This is a genomic window from Hartmannibacter diazotrophicus (genome assembly GCF_900231165.1).
Classification (GTDB): domain Bacteria; phylum Pseudomonadota; class Alphaproteobacteria; order Rhizobiales; family Pleomorphomonadaceae; genus Hartmannibacter; species Hartmannibacter diazotrophicus.
In genome coordinates this window covers 4,974,950-4,994,260 of the sequence record NZ_LT960614.1, presented here as the reverse complement: position 1 = coordinate 4,994,260, position 19,311 = coordinate 4,974,950, and the positions used below count along the sequence as shown (strand labels likewise).

General features: G+C 65.0%; 14 protein-coding genes. 4 read left to right on the top strand and 10 right to left on the bottom strand.

The window, feature by feature from the left end; translation table 11 throughout:
• Both HDIA_RS23030 and HDIA_RS23025 read left to right on the top strand, forming a co-directional pair.
• Positions 1-1,002: an efflux RND transporter periplasmic adaptor subunit gene (locus HDIA_RS23030; protein WP_099558318.1), complete on the top strand. Its 1,002-nt coding sequence runs from the start codon at positions 1-3 to the stop codon at positions 1,000-1,002.
• Positions 999-4,202 carry an efflux RND transporter permease subunit gene (locus HDIA_RS23025; RefSeq protein WP_099558316.1) on the top strand — a complete coding sequence of 1,068 codons (3,204 nt, stop codon included), beginning with the start codon at positions 999-1,001 and terminating at the stop codon, positions 4,200-4,202. Before HDIA_RS23030 ends, HDIA_RS23025 begins: the two co-directional genes overlap by 4 nt.
• 196 nt (positions 4,203-4,398) lie before the next feature.
• Here the strand turns inward: HDIA_RS23025 and iolE are convergent, their stop codons facing one another.
• The 3 genes from iolE to HDIA_RS23010 all read right to left on the bottom strand — a co-directional run bounded on the left by iolE (position 4,399) and on the right by HDIA_RS23010 (position 8,396).
• A complete protein-coding gene (gene iolE, locus HDIA_RS23020; RefSeq protein ID WP_099558314.1) occupies positions 4,399-5,280 on the bottom strand; it encodes a myo-inosose-2 dehydratase in 882 nt (293 codons plus the stop codon).
• Between the two features lie 89 nt (positions 5,281-5,369).
• Positions 5,370-7,280, bottom strand: a complete 1,911-nt coding sequence (locus HDIA_RS23015; protein ID WP_099558312.1) for a bifunctional 5-dehydro-2-deoxygluconokinase/5-dehydro-2-deoxyphosphogluconate aldolase — start codon at positions 7,278-7,280, stop codon at positions 5,370-5,372.
• 237 nt (positions 7,281-7,517) lie between these two features.
• The gene (locus HDIA_RS23010) at positions 7,518-8,396 is read right to left on the bottom strand and encodes a MurR/RpiR family transcriptional regulator (RefSeq protein ID WP_099558310.1); all 879 of its coding nucleotides are present in this window, start codon (positions 8,394-8,396) and stop codon (positions 7,518-7,520) included.
• Positions 8,397-8,700: 304 nt separating this feature from the next.
• Between HDIA_RS23010 and HDIA_RS23005 the strand changes: the two genes are divergently transcribed.
• Positions 8,701-9,816 (top strand): Gfo/Idh/MocA family protein, encoded by a 1,116-nt coding sequence (locus HDIA_RS23005; protein ID WP_099558308.1) that lies wholly within the window; start codon positions 8,701-8,703, stop codon positions 9,814-9,816.
• 21 nt (positions 9,817-9,837) lie between these two features.
• On the opposite strand, the gene betC is transcribed toward HDIA_RS23005, so the two are convergent.
• Both betC and choX read right to left on the bottom strand, forming a co-directional pair.
• The gene (gene betC / locus HDIA_RS23000) at positions 9,838-11,349 is read right to left on the bottom strand and encodes a choline-sulfatase (RefSeq protein WP_099558306.1); all 1,512 of its coding nucleotides are present in this window, start codon (positions 11,347-11,349) and stop codon (positions 9,838-9,840) included.
• Between the two features lie 84 nt (positions 11,350-11,433).
• On the bottom strand, positions 11,434-12,375 hold the full coding sequence (gene choX / locus HDIA_RS22995; protein ID WP_099558304.1) for a choline ABC transporter substrate-binding protein: 942 nt from the start codon (positions 12,373-12,375) through the stop codon (positions 11,434-11,436).
• 157 nt (positions 12,376-12,532) lie between these two features.
• Here choX and HDIA_RS22990 point away from each other — a divergent pair, with 157 nt between their 5' ends.
• Complete coding sequence (locus tag HDIA_RS22990; RefSeq protein WP_099558303.1) at positions 12,533-13,459, top strand: choline sulfate utilization transcriptional regulator; 927 nt, start codon at positions 12,533-12,535, stop codon at positions 13,457-13,459.
• Positions 13,460-13,513: 54 nt separating this feature from the next.
• Here the strand turns inward: HDIA_RS22990 and HDIA_RS22985 are convergent, their stop codons facing one another.
• The 5 genes from HDIA_RS22985 to HDIA_RS22965 form a co-directional block, all read right to left on the bottom strand.
• Positions 13,514-15,103: an FGGY-family carbohydrate kinase gene (locus HDIA_RS22985; RefSeq protein ID WP_099558301.1), complete on the bottom strand. Its 1,590-nt coding sequence runs from the start codon at positions 15,101-15,103 to the stop codon at positions 13,514-13,516.
• Positions 15,104-15,108: 5 nt separating this feature from the next.
• The gene (locus HDIA_RS22980) at positions 15,109-15,786 is read right to left on the bottom strand and encodes an HAD family hydrolase (protein WP_245884047.1); all 678 of its coding nucleotides are present in this window, start codon (positions 15,784-15,786) and stop codon (positions 15,109-15,111) included.
• A gap of 70 nt (positions 15,787-15,856) precedes the next feature.
• Positions 15,857-17,338 (bottom strand): mannitol dehydrogenase family protein, encoded by a 1,482-nt coding sequence (locus tag HDIA_RS22975; RefSeq protein ID WP_099558298.1) that lies wholly within the window; start codon positions 17,336-17,338, stop codon positions 15,857-15,859.
• Between the two features lie 118 nt (positions 17,339-17,456).
• On the bottom strand, positions 17,457-18,458 hold the full coding sequence (locus tag HDIA_RS22970) for an ABC transporter ATP-binding protein (RefSeq protein ID WP_099558297.1): 1,002 nt from the start codon (positions 18,456-18,458) through the stop codon (positions 17,457-17,459).
• A 13-nt stretch (positions 18,459-18,471) separates the two neighbouring features.
• The gene (locus tag HDIA_RS22965; RefSeq protein ID WP_099558295.1) at positions 18,472-19,302 is read right to left on the bottom strand and encodes a carbohydrate ABC transporter permease; all 831 of its coding nucleotides are present in this window, start codon (positions 19,300-19,302) and stop codon (positions 18,472-18,474) included.
• Positions 19,303-19,311 lie beyond the last annotated feature (9 nt).

Here is a 19,311-nt window from a genome sequence, read left to right as displayed (position 1 = left end):
ATGAATGTCTGGCGTCTTTTCGGCCCGGCCGTCGCGGTCGCGGTTCTGCTTGCTCCGTTCGTGCCTGGCTCCGTGGCCGGCGCCCAGGCGGCGGGCACCTATGTCCTCGAACCCATGACGACGACCGAATGGAAGGCCGTCTACGGCCGGATCGAGGCACGCGACACCGTTCCCGCCCGGGCGCGGATCGGCGGCACGCTGCTGTCGCTGGAGGTGACCGAAGGCGACACGGTTGCCGTCGGCCAGAAGATCGCCAGCGTTCATGACGACAAGATCGCCTTCCAGATCGATGCGCTCGACGCCCAGCTTCGGGCGCTCGGCTCGCAGCTCGACAATGCCCGCACCGAACTGGAGCGCGGGCAGAGCCTTCTTGCACGGGGCGTCGTCTCGACCCAGCGGCTCGACCAGCTGCGCACCGAAGTCGATGTGTTCACCAATCAGGTCGCCTCGACCGAGGCCCAGCGCCAGGTGCTGAAGCAGCAGCTTGCCGAAGGCGACGTGCTGGCGCCGACGAATGGCCGCGTTCTGGCGGTTCCGGTCACCAGGGGTGGGTTCGTCCAGGCCGGCGAGACGGTGGCGACGGTCGGCGGCGGCGGCGTCTTCCTGCGTCTTGCCATTCCCGAGCGCCATGCCGTCATGCTGAAGACCGGCGCCGATCTCGAGATCGAGACGGCGAACGGCACGAAGACGGGGCGGCTTGCCAAGATTTATCCGCTGATCGAGAACGGCCGTGTGATTGCCGATGTCGAGGTGCAGGGTCTCGACACTGCCTTCATCGACGCGCGCCTGCTGGTTCGCGTCCCCGTTGGCGAGCGCCATGTTCTCGCCGTGCCGACCGACGCCATTCGCACGGTGCGGGGCATCGACATGGTCGATGTGAACTCGGCGGAAGGGCCGATCGAGCGTGCCGTCGTGACCGGCGGGCATTTCGATGCCGACGGCAAGTCCTATGTCGAAGTCCTGAGCGGCCTTGAGGCCGGGTCCGAGATCGTGCTGCCATGACGTCGCCTCGTCTCGGAATTGCCGGCGGGCTGACGAAGGCCTTCATCACCTCGCCGCTGACACCCCTCTTTCTCCTCGCATCCCTGGCGCTCGGCCTTGTCGCGCTCGTCACGCTGCCGCGTGAGGAGGAGCCGCAGATCTCCGTGCCCATGGTGGACATCATCGTCCAGGCCAACGGGCTCAAGGCGGAAGATGCGGTCAAGCTCGTCACCGAGCCGCTCGAGACCATCATCAAGGGCATCAACGACGTCGAGCATGTCTATTCGCAGACGTCCGACGACCGGGCGGTGGTCACGGCCCGCTTCGAGGTCGGCACGTCGTCCGACGCCGCGGTCCTGCGCGTCCATGACAAGATCAGGGCCAATCTCGACCGGATTCCGGTCGGCATTCCCGAGCCGCTCGTCGTCGGGCGCGGCATCGACGATGTCGCCATCGTCGCCCTGACGCTGACGCCCGCCGAAGGCGTCAAGGGACAGGGCGTTGCCGCCGGCGACCTGACGCGCATCGGGCGGGAACTTAGGACCGATCTTTCGACCATCGAGGATGTCGGCCTCACCTATCTCGTCGGCGAGGCGCCGGACGCCATTCGTCTTGCGCCGGATTCGGAAAAGCTCGCCCTTTACGGCGTCACGCTGCAGCAGCTGAGCGCCAAGGTGACGGCCGCGAACAGGGCCTTTTCCACCGGCCTCGTGCGCGATCAGGGCAAGCAGATCGAGATGGTCGCCGGCCAGACGCTGTCGACCTCGACCGAGATCGGCAACCTGGTGATCACGACCCGCGACAACCGGCCGGTCTACGTGCGCGACGTCGCCAACATTTCCTACGATCCGGATACGGCGGATGCCCGTTCGGCAAGCCTGCGCCGCGACGCCGGCGGCAATCCTGAGCGCGTGCCGGCCGTGACCGTGGCGATCGCCAAGCGCGCCGGTGCCAATGCTGTGGTCGTCGCCGAGCGGATCATCGAGCGTGTCCACGCCCTCGAAGGCTCGCTGATCCCGGAATCCGTTCGCGTGGATGTCACGCGCGACTATGGCGAGACGGCCAACGAGAAGGCGAACGAGCTTCTCTTCCATCTCGGCCTTGCGACGATCTCCATCATCGCACTCGTCTTCGTGGCAATCGGCCGGCGCGAGGCGCTGGTGGTCGCGATCGTCATTCCGGTCACGATCCTGCTCACGCTCTTTGCCGCGAATGTGATGGGCTACACGCTCAACCGCGTCTCGCTCTTCGCGCTGATCTTCTCCATCGGCATTCTTGTCGACGACGCCATCGTGGTGATCGAGAATATCGCACGGCACTGGGGCTTCAACGACGGCAAGGACCGCCGCCAGGCGGCCATCGAGGCGGTGGCGGAGGTCGGCAACCCGACGATCGTCGCGACCCTCACGGTGGTCGCGGCGCTCCTGCCGATGCTCTTCGTCTCCGGCATGATGGGCCCTTACATGAGCCCGATCCCCGCGAATGCGTCGGCGGCGATGATCTTCTCCTTCTTCGTCGCCGTCACGGTCACGCCGTGGCTGATGCTGAAATTTGCCGGCAAGGCCCCGATGGCCGCGCATGGCGAGGCTCACGGGCAGGGCGGCGTTCTCGGCCGCATCTATGCGGCGGTGGCCCGGCCGGTGCTGAAGAGCAAGGCGACGAGCTGGTTCTTCCTTCTTGGCGTCGGTATTTTGACGCTCGCCTCGCTTGGCCTCTTCTACACGCAGGACGTGACGGTGAAGCTGCTGCCCTTCGACAACAAGTCGGAGCTGATGGTGACGGTCGACCTGCCGGAGGGCTCGTCCGTTGAGGCGACCGACGCGGTCGCGCAGGAGGTCGCCCGTGTCGCCCTCAGCATGCCGGAGGTGATTTCCGCCAATACCCATGCCGCCAGCGCCTCGCCGTTCAACTTCAACGGTCTCGTCCGGCACTATTACATGCGCTCGGCGCCCTATCAGGGCGACGTGGAGCTCAAGCTCACATCGAAGGGTGACCGGGAGCGGTCGAGCCACGAGATCGCGCTTGATCTCAGGCACCAGATCGCCGCCATCGACATGCCCGCTGGCACGTCGCTGAAGGTGGTCGAGCCGCCGCCCGGCCCGCCGGTGATGGCGACGCTGCTGGCCGAAATCTACGGGCCGACGCCCGAGGAGCGGCGCGCGGTGGCCGAGAAGGTCGAGCACGCCTTCAAGTCGGTACCCTTCATCGTCGACGTCGACAATTCCTTCGGAACCCCGGCCGAGCGGCTGAGGGCGAGGATTTCGCCGGACAAGCTGGAATTCTTCAGTGTGCAGGAAAGCGATGTCTTCGACACACTGCAGATGCTCGGCACGTCGCCCACCGTCGGCTATTCGCACCGGGGCGGCGGCCGTCAGCCGATCCCGATCATCCTCGGGCTGCCGAAGAACGAAAAGGTGCTCGACGAGCGGGCGCTCTCGACGCCGATCCCGGCCAATGTGCTGCCGGGTGCGCGGGGTGTCGTCGAACTCGGCGACGTGGTCGATGTCGAACGCGAACAGGCCTCCTATCCGGTCTTCCGGCACAACGGGATCGATGCCGAGATGGTGACGGCGGAACTTGCCGGCGAATTCGAGGCCCCGCTCTACGGCATGCTTGCCGTGCAGAAGGCGATCGACGCGGAGGATTGGACAGGCCTTACGAAACCCGTCATCGCCCTCCACGGCCAGCCTGCCGACCGGGCGGAGCCCGTTCTGCTCTGGGACGGCGAGTGGGAAGTGACTTGGGTCACCTTCCGCGACATGGGGGCCGCCTTCATGGTGGCGATGATCGGCATCTACATCCTCGTCGTGGCGCAGTTCGGCTCGTTCAAGCTGCCGCTCGTCATCCTGACGCCGATCCCGCTGACCTTCATCGGCATCCTCGGCGGCCACTGGCTGTTCCACGCGCCGTTCACGGCCACCTCGATGATCGGCTTCATCGCGCTTGCCGGCATCATCGTGCGCAACTCGATCCTGCTCGTCGACTTCATCAAGCACGCGCAGGGCGGGGAGAGGCCGCTGGTGGATGTGCTGATCGAGGCCGGCTCGATCCGCTTCAAGCCGATCCTTCTCACCGCGCTCGCGGCGATGATCGGCGCGGCGGTGATCCTGGCAGACCCGATCTTCCAGGGCCTCGCCATCTCGCTGCTCTTCGGCCTTGCGTCGTCGACACTGCTGACGGTGCTGGTCATCCCGGCGATCTACCGGGTGCTGAGGACGTAAGGCGGGCAGCTTCGGACAGATTGCTCCGCTCGCCCGCTGTCATCCCGGCGAGCGGAGCAAAGCGAGGCGAGGGAAGGGGATCCAGACGTGAGCAGCGGAAATTCCCGGGCTGATTTATGGATTCCCTTCCCCTCGGTCTTTCAGACCTCGGCCGGGAATGACATGTCGCCCGGGTCAATGACAGAGAGGATTGCCCCTACTTCAGCCCGGCTTCCTTCAGGAAGCGGTTGAGATTGGCAAATCCCATCGTGACATATTGCTTCGGATTGGCCTTTTCGGGATCCTGCTCGGCCTCGATCACCACCCAGCCGGAATAGTCCGGAATCTCGCGGAACACCGAGACATAATCCACCTTGCCATCGCCGGGCTGGGTGTAGACGCCCTCCAGAACGCTGTCGAGGAAGGACCAGTCGCTGGCTTCCGACTTCGCGCGCACGTCCTCGCGCACGTCCTTGGCGTGGAAATGACCGATGCGGTCCCGGTAGAGCCGGGCAAGGCGCACCGGATCGGCGCCGCCCCAGGTGGCGTGGCCGGTGTCGAGCAGGAGCTTGACCGCCGGGCCGGTGCCGGCCATGAGGCGGTCGATCTCCGGCTCGGTCTGCACGACGGTTCCCATGTGATGGTGGTAGACGAGTTGCAGGCCGTAGTCCTTCACCAGCTCGGCAAAGCGCGTCATCCGGGGAAGGAAGGCATCCCACTCGGCGTCGGTCATCACGGGGCGCCGTGACAGCGGAGCCTCCTTCACGCCATGGACCGTGCGGGTGCATTCGCAGACGATCAGCACCTCGGCGCCGGCGCCCTTGCGCAGCGCAAGGGCCTCCTGAGCAGCCTCGAATTCCGCCTCCGCGTCCCGCTCCAGCAGGAAGGTCGAGTACCAGCCGGAAATGAAGACCATGCCGTATTCGGCGAGCTTCGATTTCAGGGCCTCGGCGGTCTTCGGAAACTTGTTGCCGAGTTCCATGCCCTCGATGCCGATTTCGCTGGCTTCGGAAAGGCATTGCTCGAGGCTGATGTTGCCGCCGATTTCGATCATGTCGTCGTTGGACCAGCAGATCGGATTGGCACCGATACGGATCATTTTTTGTTGGCTCCGGATGGGGAGTGAACGACCTTGCGCAAGGTTGCGGAAGGTCTGATGGGTGGTCTTCTCGATTGCGGCGCCTGCGTTCAGGCGGCCTCGGCTCTCGTGGCGCGTTGCCAGGCATCGCACAGCGCCTGGAATTTTGTCGCCATGTCATCAATGGCTTCCTCGTCGCTGATCTGGCCGGCAAGCCACCTGTCGGCGGCGGCGGCGAAAATCGTCCGCCCGACGGCGAAGCCTTTGACCATCGGCGTTACCGCAGCGGCCTTGAAGGCGGCGACGAGTTCGGCCTTCGGCGCATCGAGGCCGAGGAGCACGATCCCGCGGCAGTAGACATCGTTGGAGGCGATCACAGCCTCGATGGCCTTCCAGGCCTTCGGATCGGACTGCGGCTCCAGCTTCCACCAGTCCGGCCTGATGCCGAGGTGATAGAGCCGCTGGATCACCGAGGCGACGGTCGTCTCGGTGAGCGGTCCGTGCTTGCCGGCGATGATTTCCACCAGCAATTCGCGGCCAACGGTGCGCGCGGCATCATGAAGGCGCAGCAACTCGCGTTCCTGCCGCTTCTTCAGCTCCGGCGGATCGTCCGGATGGTAGAAGCAGAGGCACTTGATGCAGTGGTCGACCGGCCATTCGGTGAGATGGCTGCCGAGGTCCGGGAGATGGTCGAAGTCGAGCGGCCGGGAACCTGGCTGCTCGACCGGACGGGCGATCCAGAAGGGCTGGTAGCTCGCCTTGTAGAGGGCCTTCTGGCCGTAGGTGGAATCGAGCAGCATGCCATAGCCCGGCCGGCCGGCCGCGACCTTGGCGGCGGCCTCCACCGTCAGCACCTTGAAATCCTCGATCCTGCCGCGGTCGACGCCGAGGCGGTCGGCGATCTGCTCGATTTGCATGCGATGATCGCAGGCGAGCGCCATCAGGGTCTCGGGCTGCGGACGGCGGGTCGTCGCCCAATGGATGTGGTTCAAGGCCGCGTCCTTGCGCAGGGCTTTCGTGGAGGCGCCCTTGGTGAGGAAATGGTTGAGTTCGTCGAAGGTCGGATATTCCGGCGAACAGAGCAGGCGCGAGACCGCGATGGCGCCGCAGGCGTTGGCCCAGGTGGCGCAGGTCGCCAGCGGCTCGTCCTTCAGCCAGCCGCGCAGGAAGCCCGACATGAAGGCATCGCCCGCGCCGAGCACATTGTAGACCTCGATCAGGAAGCCGTCGCCGACGATGCCGTCCTCCAGGTCGTCGCTGATCGGGCCATCGTAGACGATGCAGCCCATGGCGCCGCGTTTCAGGACGATGGTCGCGGCGGAGACCTGTCGGATCGCCTTCAGGGCCGAGAGCACGTCGTCGGCGCCCGAGGCGATCAGGATCTCCTCCTCGGTACCGACGATCAGGTCGCAGTCTGGCAGGACGCCGGCGAGGTTTTTCGTGACGAGATCGGATTTCACGTAGCGCTCGAAGCCGGCGTCGTGGCCGGCAAGGCCCCAGAGATTGGGCCGGTAGTCGATGTCGAAGATGACCCGTGCGCCATGCGCCTTGGCGATGCGGATCGCCTTTGTCTGGGCGGCGGCCGTGTTGGGCCGGGAGAAATGCGTGCCCGTCACCAGCACCGCGCGGGACGAGGCGATGAAGGCTTCATCGAGGTCGCCTTCTTCCAGCGCCATGTCGGCGCAGTCGGAGCGATAGAAGATCATCGGCGAGACGCCCTCGTCGCGCACGGCCAGAAGCACCAGCGCGGTCAGCCGCTGCCGGTCGACGATGACGCCGTCGGTGGCAACGCCCTCGCGGGCCAAGCCCTCGCGGATGAAGCCGCCCATCTGCTCGGCGCCGACGCGTGTGACCAGCGCCGATTTCAGGCCGAGGCGTGCCGTGCCGACCGCGATGTTGGCCGGGCAGCCGCCGATGGACTTGGCAAAGGAGGTGACGTCCTCCAGCCGGCCACCGATCTGCTGCCCGTAGAGGTCGACCGACGAGCGTCCGATCGTCACCACGTCGAGGGTCTTTGGCATTGTCCCGTCTCCCGAACTTCCTTGGGGCCGTATGCTGGTCGCGCGTCAGGTCATGGCGACCGGACGGCCTGACCCGCTCGCGCGGTCGCGGACCGGTTTCCCATCGCGGAGAAGAAAACATGGAATTCTAAAATCGTCAATATGGAATTATTATTCCATATTCGTTGCGCGCACAGCGTTTGTCCCCCCGGCCGGCAGCTTTACTGCGCGCGGCGTGACGCAGACGGCATGGCACCTTCAGCCTTGAGCCTTGGGCTCTTCATCCGTCTGCAACTCGCGGCGGGCGTCGCCGACGGCGACCGTCAGGGTCATCGCAAGGGCCATGGTGGCGGAAAGCGACCGGAAACCCTGGAAGTTGGCCTCGGCGACCTCGAACCAGACGGTGCTGTCGGCAACCAGCGGCGAGAAGAAGGAATCCGTCAGCGAGACGATGGGAACGCCGGCCTGCGCGGCCTGGCGGACATGCATCAGGGTTGCCGAGGCATAGGGCGTGAAGCTGATGGCGATCGCTGCGTCCCGTTCGCCCGCAAAGGAGAGGATTTCGCTATCGACACCGCTGCTGGAGGCCACAAGGCAGGTCCTGATGCCCAGCTTGCCAAAGGCATAGTGCATATAGGCGGTGATCGGGTAGGAGCGGCGCTGGGCCAGCAGATAGATTGTCTCCGCCCGCGCAAGTAGATCGATGGCCTTGTCGAGTTCGGCGAAATCGAGTTGCTCGTTCACCGTCTCGATGGACTTGATCGCCGCTTCGCTGAAGCCCTTGAAGAGACGGGCGGAGCGCGATTGGCCGTCGGAATTGGCGCGAATCGCGTCGAGGCGGTCCTGATAGGTGGAGTTGCGCTCCCGGATGCGGTCGCGGAAGAGCGCCTGCATATCAGAGAAGCCCTGGAAGCCGTAGGTCTGGGAGAAGCGCACCAGCGCGGAGGGCTGGACGCCCGCCTTCTCGGCGATCTGCGCGATCGTGCCGAGGGCGATCTCGTCCGGGTTGGCCATGGCGTAGGCGGCGATCTGCGCCAGCCGTTTGGGCAGCTTCATCTGCCGGCTGAACAGCAATTCCCTGAAGCCTTGAAAATCCTTCGGGGGAAGCTCGATGGCGTCCTTGTCCATGGCTGACATCCTCTGCGCCGGCTCCCGTCCCCGCTTGACAATCGTTCCTGTAATGGAACATTAATTCCAAAATAACCTGCAGGACAGATAAATTCCGCTGTTCCGTTCCAGTCGACAGTTTCCCGAGGATCGGTCCGACCGGAAGCCGGTCCGCAATGGACAGGCTCTCGGACGTCATCCGCTCTGGCGTTGATAGTCGCTTGGCCCTGACGCTGCAATGTTTCGCCGGCCGCAAGGTCTTGTGCCGGACGGGTTCCGACATCGGACCGCGGGAACGGCTCTCTCAATCAATCGCCCTCTTCAGGAGCACAACATGGGTTCGATCGGTGTCGGCCTCATCGGAACAGGCTACATGGGCAAGTGCCACGCGCTTGCGTGGAATGCCGTCGCACCGACCTTCGGCGATGTCGACCGTCCGCGCCTCGTCCATCTCGGCGAGGCAAATGAGGCGCTTGCCCAGGCGAAGGCGGCGGAACTCGGCTTTGCCCGGGCCTCGGGCGACTGGCGCGCGGTGATCGCCGACCCGGAAGTCGAGATCGTCTCGATCACGACGCCGAACCAGTTCCATGCCGAAATGGCCATCGCCGCCCTTGAGGCCGGCAAGCATGTCTGGTGCGAAAAGCCCATGGCGACGTCGGAGGCCGATGCGGCCGCGATGTGTGAGGCGGCGCGACGGTCCGGCAAGGTCGCGGTGCTCGGCTACAACTATATCCAGAGCCCGGCCATCCGCCAGATCGGCAGGCTTCTGGCCGAGGGAGCCATCGGTGCGGTCAATCACGTCCGCGTCGAGATGGACGAGGATTTCATGGCCGATCAGACGGCGCCGTTCAACTGGAAGCATGACGCCAAGAGCGGATATGGTGCGCTCGACGATTTCGCCGTTCATCCGCTGTCGCTGTTGACGATGCTGATCGGGCCCGTCTCATCGGTTGTCTGCGACATGGCGAAACTGGGTGCGGACCGCGCGCTCGCCGATGGCGGCCGGCGTGCCGTCGAAACCCATGACATTGCGCAGGTTTTGATGCGCTTTGCGGATGGCGTTTCCGGGGCGCTGATGGTCAATCGCGCCGCCTGGGGTCGGAAAGGGCGGCTCGCGCTGCAGATCTTCGGCAGCGCCGGATCGATCCTTTTCGATCAGGAGCGCGCCAACGAGTTCCAGATCTATTCCACGAGCGATCCGGCGGCCGTCCAGGGGTTCCGGACGGTGCTGACCGCGCCCGAGCACGAGCCCTATGGCCGGTTCGTTCCGGCGCCGGGCCACGGCCTCGGCTTCAACGACCTCAAGGTGATCGAGGCGCGGGAGGTGTTGCGGGCGGTGGCGGACGAGCCGGCGCGGGTGATCGACTTTGCCGCCGGCCTTGCGATCGAGCGGACCGTCCATGCCATGGCCCGTTCGTTCCAGACACGGGGCTGGGTGGACGTGGCCTGAGCCCGTCCGCGCCAATGTGATCTATTCGCCTCGCGGAAAGCGCTGGCTTTCTTCCAGGACGTTGAGGTCCATGTGGTTGCGCATGTAGCGCTCCGAGGCCTTCTGCAGCGGCTGGTAGTCCCACGGATAATAGGCGCCGTTGCGCAGGGCCTCATAGACCACATGGCGGCGGGCCTGGCTTTCGCGGACGGCGGCATCGAAGGCGGAGAGATCCCAGCGGCGGGCCGCTTCTGCCGCAAGGCGCTCCTCGGTCTCGCGGTGTTCGGGCCGGCCGGCAAGATTCTCGCGCTCGTGCGGATCGGTCGCAAGGTCGAAGAGCATGGCCGGATCGGCCTCGCAGCGGATGTATTTCCAGCGGCGGTCACGCAGCGCCACCATGGGGGCGACGGTTCCTTCGGCCGCATATTCCATGGCCACCGGTCCGCGCGTTCCGCCATTCGCCAGCGGGACAAGGCTTTCGCCATTCGTCCAGCGCGCGACGGAGGCCGGGTCGAGCCCGGCGAGTTCCACCAGCGTCGGCAGGAGATCGAGGGTCGAGACCGGCGTCTCGTTGAGGCCTGCGCCAAGGCCGGGCGCGGCGATCATGATCGGCACGCGGCAGGCGCCCTCGAAGAAGCTCATCTTGAACCACATGCCGCGCTCGCCGAGCATGTCGCCATGATCGGAGGTGAAGACGATGATCGTGTCGTCGAGCATACGGGTCGTGCGCAGGATGTCGATCAGGCCGCCGATCTTGTCATCGAGATAGGAAATGTTGGCGAAATAGGCCTGCCGCGAGCGGCGAACCATCTCCGGCGTGATGTCGAAGCTGCCGCAGTTCGAGGCGTGCCAGAGGCGTTTGGAATGCGGGTCGAGGTCGTCATAGGCGATCGGGGCGACGTCCGGGTCGAGCGCCTCGCAATCGTCGTAGAGGTCGAAGAAGCGGCGCCGTGCGACGTAGGGGTCGTGCGGATGGGTGAAGCTGACGGTCAGGCACCAGGGGCGTTCGTCCTTGCCGCGGGCAAGATCATAGAGCCGGGCGCCGGCATGATAAGCAACCTCGTCATCGTATTCGAGTTGGTTGGTGATCTCGGCAACGCCAGCGCCGGTGACCGAGCCGAGGTTGTGATACCACCAGTCGATCCGCTCGCCGGGGTGGGTGTAGTCGGGCGTCCAGCCGAAATCGGCCGGGTAGATGTCCGTGGTCAGTCGCTCCTCCAGGCCGTGAAGCTGGTCGGGGCCGACGAAATGCATCTTGCCGGAGAGGATCGTGCGGTAGCCGGCCCGGCGCAGGTGGTGGGCGTAAGTGGGGATGTCGGAGGCAAATTCGGCCGCGTTGTCATAGACCTTCGTGCGCGAGGGCAGGAGGCCGGACATGAAGGAGGCCCGGCCCGGCGCGCAGAGTGGGCTTGCCGTATAGCTGTTGCGGAAGCGGACCGAGCGCTCGGCGAGTGCCCTCAGATGCGGTGTCTTCAGGAACGGCGCGGGACCATCTGGAAAGAGGGTGCCGTTGAGCTGATCCACCATCAGGATGAGGATATTCGGTCGTTTCATTGGTCAGCGTCCGCGTGTGCGAGGTCATCTTCATTGGGCTCACGCCCACGGACGAGTGGTCCGAGGGCGTGAGCGCGGTTTTGGTCAGAGGCCGAGCGCAGCCTTGGCGGCGGGCAGGGCCGGGGCGCCGTCAAAGGTCGTGACGCCGCCGAGCCACGGTTCCAGAACGTCGGCGTGGGCTGCGAGGTAAGATTTGGCGGCGGCTTCCGGGTCCGTCCCCTCGTTGAGGATCATGTCCATCATGGCATTTTCCATGTCGATGTCGAAGACAAGGCCCTTGAAGAAGGCGGCGGCATTCGGACAGGCCTCCGGCCAGCCGGTGCGGGCCAGCGTATAGACCTCGGCGCCGCCGTAGTTCGGGCCGAAATAGGCATCGCCGCCCGAGAGGTAGGTGATATCGAATTTCGTGTTCATCGGATGCGGCGCCCAGGCGAGGAAGACGATCCAGTCCTTCGAGCGCTCCTTGCGCTTGACCTGCGCCAGCATCGCCTGTTCGCCGGATTCCACCACCTTCCAGTCCTTGAGGCCGAAGTCGTCGGCGGCAATCATCTTCATGATGTTGCTGTTGGCGGGTGCGCCCGGCTCGATGCCGTAGATCTCGCCGCCGAACTTCTCCGCATTCGGGGCCAGATCCTTGAAGTCCTTCACGCCTGCCTCGGCGACATAGGTCGGCACGGCGAGCGTGAATTTGGCGCCTTCCAGGTTCCGCGTGACGACCTCGGCGGCCTTGGCGGCGTCGAGGTCGTCACGGAACTTCTGCTGCGCCGGCATCCAGTTGCCGAGGAAGACGTCGATTTCGCCGTTTTTCAGCGACTGATAGCCGATGGGCACCGAGAGCGTCTTGATGTCGGGCTCGTAGCCGAGTGACTTCAGCAGAAAGCCCGCGATGGCGTTGGTGGAGGTGATGTCGGTCCAGCCCGGATCGAACATGCGGATCGTCTTGCAGCTTTCGGCCTCGGCCGCGAAGGCCTGGCCCGAGGCGAGGATGCCGACGGCGACGGCCATGGCCCTGATTGGAAGCTTCATATCCAAGTTCCCCTTTGGTCACGAATTGCGCTGATTGGAACAGTGCGAACGGCCGCTCTTGCATCGGGCGGCTCTTTATGTGCCTTTTTCCGCAGTGTGCCGCTGGTTCCAAGGGGTTGTGCAGACCCATTCTTTCGATCGCAGGCATAAGAATTTTATGTCAAAGAGGCAGCTGGAGATGGGATGGCTGCGGCTCTTCGAGGCCGTCGGGCGGCATCGCAATCTGACGCGGGCCGCAGAAGAGCTCGGGCTGTCGCAGCCGGCGGTCAGCTACCAGATCCGAAGGCTGGAAACCGAACTCGGCGTTGCTCTCGTCCGGCGCCGCCATCGCAGCACGGATCTGACCGCCGAGGGACAGATGCTCTATGACGCGGTCCGCCCGTCCGTGGAGCGGATCGACGAGGCTGCCCGGCTGATCCGTCTTGGCGAGCGAACCGCACCGGTGCGGCTTTTCACCGATTTCGGCTTTGCCGCCTTCTGGCTGATGCCGCGCATCGCCGAATTCCGGCGAATGCAGCCGGATATCGAGGTGCATGTGATCGCCTCGCAGGCGATCGATCCGCGTCACGACGAGATCGCCGATATCAGCGTCCTCTTCGGCACGCGCGAGAATTTCGGACCGGCGGCGACGCAGCTGATGGCCGAGCATGTCGTTCCGGTCTGCAGTCCCGGCTATCTTGCCCTGCACGGGCCGTTCGAAGCGCCGGCGGATCTTGCCAAGGCGACGCTGCTGCATCTCGACAGCGGTCCACGGCAGCGCTGGCAGTCATGGGAAAGCTGGCTCGGCCATTTCGGCGTGAAGCGGCAGCCGACCAAGGGCGATCTTGGCCTCAACACCTACAATCTGGTGATCCAGGCCGTGTTGGCTGAGCAGGGCGTCGCGCTCGGATGGTCCGGCCTTGTCGATGACCTGATCGCAAGCGGCACGCTTGTTGAGGCCGGTCCGGTCGTCAGTCGTCCCGATCGGGGGTACTGGATCGTTTCCGGTGCATCGCGGAGCCGGCCCGTCGAGACGCTTTTTGCCTGGCTGACGGACCAGGCAGAGCCGGCGGCAAGTGGGACGTCCAAGCAGCAGAACCCGTAAATTTATCCGGCTAATTTATTGCCATCGGCATTGAATGGCATTGATAAGTCGGATTCAGATTTCGGTTGACTGAATCATCCGGTCGATCTCCTGACGCTGCTCGTGCATGCGCAGGAAGATTCGGTAGTCACGCTCGTGGCGCGTGGCCGCCGCAGGATCGGGCGGAATGCGCGTCTCCGGCCGGGTCATGGCGGCGGCGGCGGCGGTGAGGTCGTCATGGAGGCCGCTTGCGGCGGCAGCGACCATGGCTGTTCCGAGCAGGACCGCATCCTGCGTCTCGGAGAGGCTGACCGAGCACCCGGTGGCGTTGGCGTAGAGTTCCATCAGCAGCGGGTTGCGGGTGTGGCCGCCGGTGACGTGGACCGTGTCGATCTGGAAGCCGTGCGCGTTGAGGTGATCAAGAATATGGCGGACGCCGAGGGCAATCGCCACGCAGGCACGCCAGTAGACCCGGCAAAGCCCGTCGAAGCTGTCGTCGAGGGTCAGCCCGCTGACGACGCCGCTGGCATGCGGGTTGGCGAAGGGCGAGCGGTTGCCGTGAAAATCCGGCAGGATGTGAATGCCGCCGCCAAGATCCGGCTCGCTGGCGCGCAATTCCTGAACGCGGGCGATGATGCGCTGATGGGTTTCGGCGTCGGCCTCCAGGCCGCGGCCAAAAAGCCGGATGACGTGATCGAGCAGGCCGCCCGTCACCGACTGGCCGCCCTCAAAGAGCCAGAGGCCGGGCAGGGCCGCGCCGTAATAGGGCCCCCAGACGCCGGAGACCGGCCGAGCGCGTGGCGACATGCCCATGATGCAGCTCGATGTGCCTGCGACCAGCGCCAGATGCCGGTCGATCTCCTCGGCCGCAAAGCCGCCAATCACGCCGAGCGCGCCGGCAAAGGCATCGATCAGCCCGGCCCCGACGACAACCGATGTGTCGAGGCCGAGTTCGGCGGCCGCCTCGGGTGTGAGGGTGCCGAGACGGGACCCGACCGGTGCGGCGATCGCCGGAAGGCTGCCCTGCTCCAGCATGTCGCCGATGCCGAGGCTTTCGAAGAAGTCTTCGCGCCAGCTGTCTTCATGGGCGAGGTAGGTCCATTTGGCCGTCAGCGTGCATTGCGAACGGGCGGTGGAGCCGGTCGCCCGCCAGCTCAGGAAATCGGTCAGATCGAAGAAATGGCGGGCAGCCTTCCAGGTGTCTGGCAGGTTTCGCTTCAGCCACATGAGCTTCGGCGTTTCCATCTCCGGCGACATCGCCCCGCCGATGAAGCCAAGCACCTCGTGGCCGCTGGCCGTGCATTCGTCGGCTTCGCCGATCGCGCGATGGTCGAGCCAGACGATGGTGTCCCAGTGGGACTTGCCCGACGGACTGACCGGCAGTTGTCGGCCGCCTTCGCCGCGCACGACCAGCGAGCAGGTCGCGTCGAAGGCGATGCCGGCGATGCGCTCCGCCCCGACGCCGGCGGCGGCAAGAGCCTCGCGGACCGCCGCCGAGACCGCGCGCCAGATTTCCTCCGAATCATGCTCGGCGTGGTTGGGCTGTTCGGATCTCAGGGAAAAGGGTGTCTCGCATTTGGCGAGAAGCTGGCCGTCGGGGGTCACGATCCCTGCCCGCGCGCTTTTCGTTCCAACGTCGACCGCGCAGAGAAGGTCTCGGGCCAATTCCTCTATCCCCCCGGCATTCTGCCCCTTATCAGTCCGGGCAGTTGATGCATGTCGTCAAAAACGAGATCCGGCTTCATGGCCGAGACACGCGCAACGAGATCGCCCGGCAGCACGTGCGAGCCGCCGACGAAGCCGAAAACGGCCATGCCCGCGCGCCTTGCCGCCTCGATCCCGGCGGGGCTGTCCTCGACCACGATGCAGCGATCGGGGCTGCATCCCATGGCCCTGGCCGCATGAAGAAAGAGGTCGGGCGCAGGCTTTCCCGTCTTCACTTCCGTGGCACTGTATATATGTGGCTCGAAGCTTTCCAGAAGGCCCGTGACGGCAAGCGAAAGGCGAATTCGCTCCGGCTGGCTCGACGATGCAACGCAGCGCCGACCGGGCAATACCGCCAGCGCCTCGACGATGCCGGGGACGGGCTTCAGCTCGGCGCGAAAGCGTTCGTAGAGGCGGGAGCGGATTTTTCGCAGGTGCTCGCTATCGACGTGGAAGCCGAATTCACTGGCGAGAATATCGACGGTGGAGGCCATCGACCGGCCAAGGCAGCGGGCGTAGGCGAATTCGGCGTCGATCGGGAGGCCGGCCTCGCGAAGGGTCTCGCAGAGCACGTCGATGGCGATGGGCTCGCTGTCGACAAGCACCCCGTCGCAATCGAAGATGACAAGCGGTTCCCGGTCCACGGCGTGGCGATCCCTGTTCTGGTCCGGGCCGGTCCTCTCCCCTTGGCGAGGGAAGACCCGGCCCGTTCGGTCAGACGAGGCGATCGGAAAGATACGCCTCCACTGTAGCCTTGGTGCCCTTCGTCCAGAGGCTGTCAAGCGCCGTCGCAAAGGCCTTGGCGAAGGCATCCGACTTGCCGACGTCGCCATAGACATCGCCCATAGCGAGCCAGGCCATCGGGTCGTCCTTGGCCTTTTGGGCCGTCGCCTGCAAGCGCGGCCAGTTCGGATCATTCGGCTCGATGGTCTCGCCCGCATCCGTCGTGCCGAAGCAATAGCGGCACCAGAGCGCCGATTCCAACGCAAGACCCGTGACCGAAAGTCCCTTGACGAGCCGGTCGGCGATGGTTGGGACGATGAATTTCGGCTGCCGGTTGGAGCCGTCGAGGCAGAGGCGGCGCACAGTATCGCCGATCTTGGGGTTGGCGAAGCGGCGCTGGATCAGGGTGAAGTAGTCGGCAATGTCCGTGTTCGGGACAGGCGGCACCTCCGGGATGATCTCCTCCGTCTCGATCTTCTGCAGGAAGGCGGTGACGAGGTCGTTTTCCATTGCCTCGTGGACGAAGTGGATGCCCATCAGGCCCGCCGGGTAGGCGATGACCGCGTGGCCGCCGTTGAGGATGCGGATCTTCATCAGCTCGTAGGGCGCGACATCCGGCACGAATTCGACGCCGACCTTCTCCAGCGCCGGCCGTCCGGTCGGGAACTTATCCTCCACGACCCATTGGCGGAAGCTTTCGCAGAAGACCGGCCAGGCGTCGTCGATCCCGAAATCCTCGGCGAGGATGCGCTTTTCGCGCTCGGACGTTGCCGGCGTGATCCTGTCCACCATGCAGTTGGGAAAGGCGACATTGGCGTCGATCCAGCCCGCGAAGTCGACATCGGAGAGCCTTGCGAGGCCCACGACGGCCTTGCGCGTGACCGAGCCGTTGTGGGGAAGGTTGTCGCAGGACAGCACCGTGAAGGCGGGAATGTCGGCCGCGCGCCGCCGCTTCAGCGCCAGCACGATCATGCCGAAGACGGTTTTGGGGTCCTCGGGCGCGGCGCCGTCCGCAACGATCTCCGGGTGGCCGACGTCGAAGCTGCCGGTCGAGGCGTCGACGAAATAGCCGCCTTCGGTGATGGTCAGCGAGACGATGCGGATCGCCGGATCGCACATGGCATCGATCGTGGCGGTGCGGTCGGCGGGGGGGATGAAGTCGATCATCGCACCGGTGACGCGGGCCTCCATGCTGCCGGCTTCCTGCTCCACCACCGTCGTCAGGTAGTCCTGGCCGGCAAGTGCCACGCGCATCGCCTCGTCGCCCGCGCGCACGCCGGCGCCTAGAAGGGCGAAGTCCAGGCTCTCTCCCATGTTGAAGAGATCGTCCAGATAGACGGCCTGATGGGCGCGGTGGAAATTGCCGATGCCGACATGGAGAATACCGGCCTTGAGGCTGCCGCGATCGTAGGACGGGACCTTGATGCCGGGCGGGAGACGGCCGAGAGTGGATGCGCTAAGCCGCGTGGACATGATCTGATCCTTGTGTGCTCACTTCTTCGGTCCGACTTCCCGGCGTCGGCCTGCCCCCGAGCGATGCGAACGCCGTCGCCCATCCCGTCGCCGCTGTCGATTGCGCCGCCCCGAGGCGTTACTGGATGGCGTTGCCCTTGGCGTCGAAGCGGTGGACCTTGCCGGCCTCCGGCGTCAGGAAGACGCGGTCGCCGTAATGGACCGGGAACTCGCCGCCGACGCGGACAGTCATGATGTCCTGGCCCTCGACATGGACATGGAGATAGGTGTCGGAGCCGAGATGTTCGGAGACGTTGACGATGCCCTGCCAGGTCCCCTCGGTGGTGGAGAGAACCATGTGCTCGGGCCGCACGCCGATGGTCTTCGCGCCCAGCTTTTCCGCCTCGGCACCCGTGATGAAGTTCATCTTCGGCGAGCCGATGAAGCCGGCGACGAAGAGATTGCGCGGATGGTGGTAGAGTTCGAGCGGCGTGCCCACCTGCGCGATGTTGCCCTTGTTCAGCACCACGATCTTGTCGGCCATGGTCATGGCCTCGACCTGGTCGTGGGTGACGTAGATCATCGTCGTCTTCAGGCGCTGGTGCAGTTCGCTGATCTCCAGCCGCATGCCGACGCGAAGGGCCGCATCGAGGTTGGAGAGCGGTTCGTCGAAGAGGAAGGCCGCCGGTTCGCGCACGATGGCGCGGCCGATGGCGACGCGCTGGCGCTGGCCGCCGGAGAGCTGCCCCGGCCGGCGTTCCAGATAGTCGGTGAGGTTGAGAACGCGCGCGGCGTCCCGCACCTTCTTGTCGATCGTCGCGCTTTCGATGTTCGCCATCTTCAGCGGGAAGGCGATGTTCTTGTAGACGCTCATGTGGGGATAGAGCGCATAGGACTGGAACACCATCGCCAGACCGCGCTTGGCGGGCGGGCTGTCGCTGGCATCCTTGCCGTCGATGACGATCTTGCCGCCGGAGATGTCCTCCAGACCCGCGATGAGACGCAGGAGCGTGGACTTGCCGCAGCCCGACGGGCCGACGAAGACCACGAACTCGCCGTCGGCAATCTCGAGGTCGATCGAGGGAATGACGGTTGTCTCGCCGAAGGACTTGGTCACGCCCTGAAGCTGGATATTGCCCATTGTTGTTCTTCCTTCACTTCACGGCGCCGAAGGTGAGCCCGCGCACGAGCTGCTTCTGGCTGAACCAACCGAGGATGAGAATCGGGGCGATCGCCATGGTGGAGGCCGCCGAGAGCTTGGCCCAGAAGAGACCTTCGGGGCTCGAATAGGAGGCGATGAACGCCGTCAGCGGGGCGGCCTTGGCGGCCGTGAGATTCAACGTCCAGAATGCCTCGTTCCAGGCCATGATGATGTTGAGCAGCATGGTGGAGGCGATGCCGGGAACGGCCATCGGGGTGAGGACGTAGACGATTTCCTTGGCAAGCGAGGCGCCGTCCATGCGGGCGGCTTCCAGGATTTCGCCCGGAATCTCGCGGAAGTAGGTGTAGAGCATCCAGACGATGATCGGCAGGTTGATCATGGTCATGATGCCGGTCAGGCCCGTGCGGGTGTCGAGCAGGCCCCAGTCCCGGAAGAGCAGGTAGATCGGGACCAGAACGCCCACCGCCGGCATCATCTTGGTGGAGAGCATCCACATCAGCACATCCTTGGTGTGCTTGGTCGGCGAGAAGGCCATGGCCCAGGCCGCCGGCACCGCGATGATCAGTCCGAGGATGGTCGATCCGATGGCGATGACCACAGAGTTGCCGAAGTGCAGGAAGTAGTTGGAACGCGACTGCACTTCCAGGTAGTTCTCCGTCGTCCATTCGAAGAACAGGAAGCTCGGGGGATTGGCGATCGCCTCGCCCTCGGTCTTGAAGCTGGTCAGGAACGTCCACAGGATCGGGAAGAAGATCAGGAAGCCGATCGTCCAGCCGAGGACGGTGAAGATCACGGTCTGCCGTGTGGAGACTTTGCGTGCCATGTCGGTGCC

Coding starts and splice junctions, on each gene's coding strand:
- HDIA_RS22965 (WP_099558295.1), bottom strand. CDS start 19,302: ATGGCACGCAAAGTCTCCACACGGCAGACCGTGATCTTCACCGTCCTC.
- choX (WP_099558304.1), bottom strand. CDS start 12,375: ATGAAGCTTCCAATCAGGGCCATGGCCGTCGCCGTCGGCATCCTCGCC.
- iolE (WP_099558314.1), bottom strand. CDS start 5,280: ATGATCCGTATCGGTGCCAATCCGATCTGCTGGTCCAACGACGACATG.
- HDIA_RS22990 (WP_099558303.1), top strand. CDS start 12,533: ATGTCAAAGAGGCAGCTGGAGATGGGATGGCTGCGGCTCTTCGAGGCC.
- HDIA_RS23010 (WP_099558310.1), bottom strand. CDS start 8,396: ATGTCAGCCATGGACAAGGACGCCATCGAGCTTCCCCCGAAGGATTTT.
- HDIA_RS23005 (WP_099558308.1), top strand. CDS start 8,701: ATGGGTTCGATCGGTGTCGGCCTCATCGGAACAGGCTACATGGGCAAG.
- HDIA_RS23030 (WP_099558318.1), top strand. CDS start 1: ATGAATGTCTGGCGTCTTTTCGGCCCGGCCGTCGCGGTCGCGGTTCTG.
- HDIA_RS23025 (WP_099558316.1), top strand. CDS start 999: ATGACGTCGCCTCGTCTCGGAATTGCCGGCGGGCTGACGAAGGCCTTC.
- HDIA_RS22970 (WP_099558297.1), bottom strand. CDS start 18,458: ATGGGCAATATCCAGCTTCAGGGCGTGACCAAGTCCTTCGGCGAGACA.
- betC (WP_099558306.1), bottom strand. CDS start 11,349: ATGAAACGACCGAATATCCTCATCCTGATGGTGGATCAGCTCAACGGC.
- HDIA_RS22975 (WP_099558298.1), bottom strand. CDS start 17,338: ATGTCCACGCGGCTTAGCGCATCCACTCTCGGCCGTCTCCCGCCCGGC.
- HDIA_RS23015 (WP_099558312.1), bottom strand. CDS start 7,280: ATGCCAAAGACCCTCGACGTGGTGACGATCGGACGCTCGTCGGTCGAC.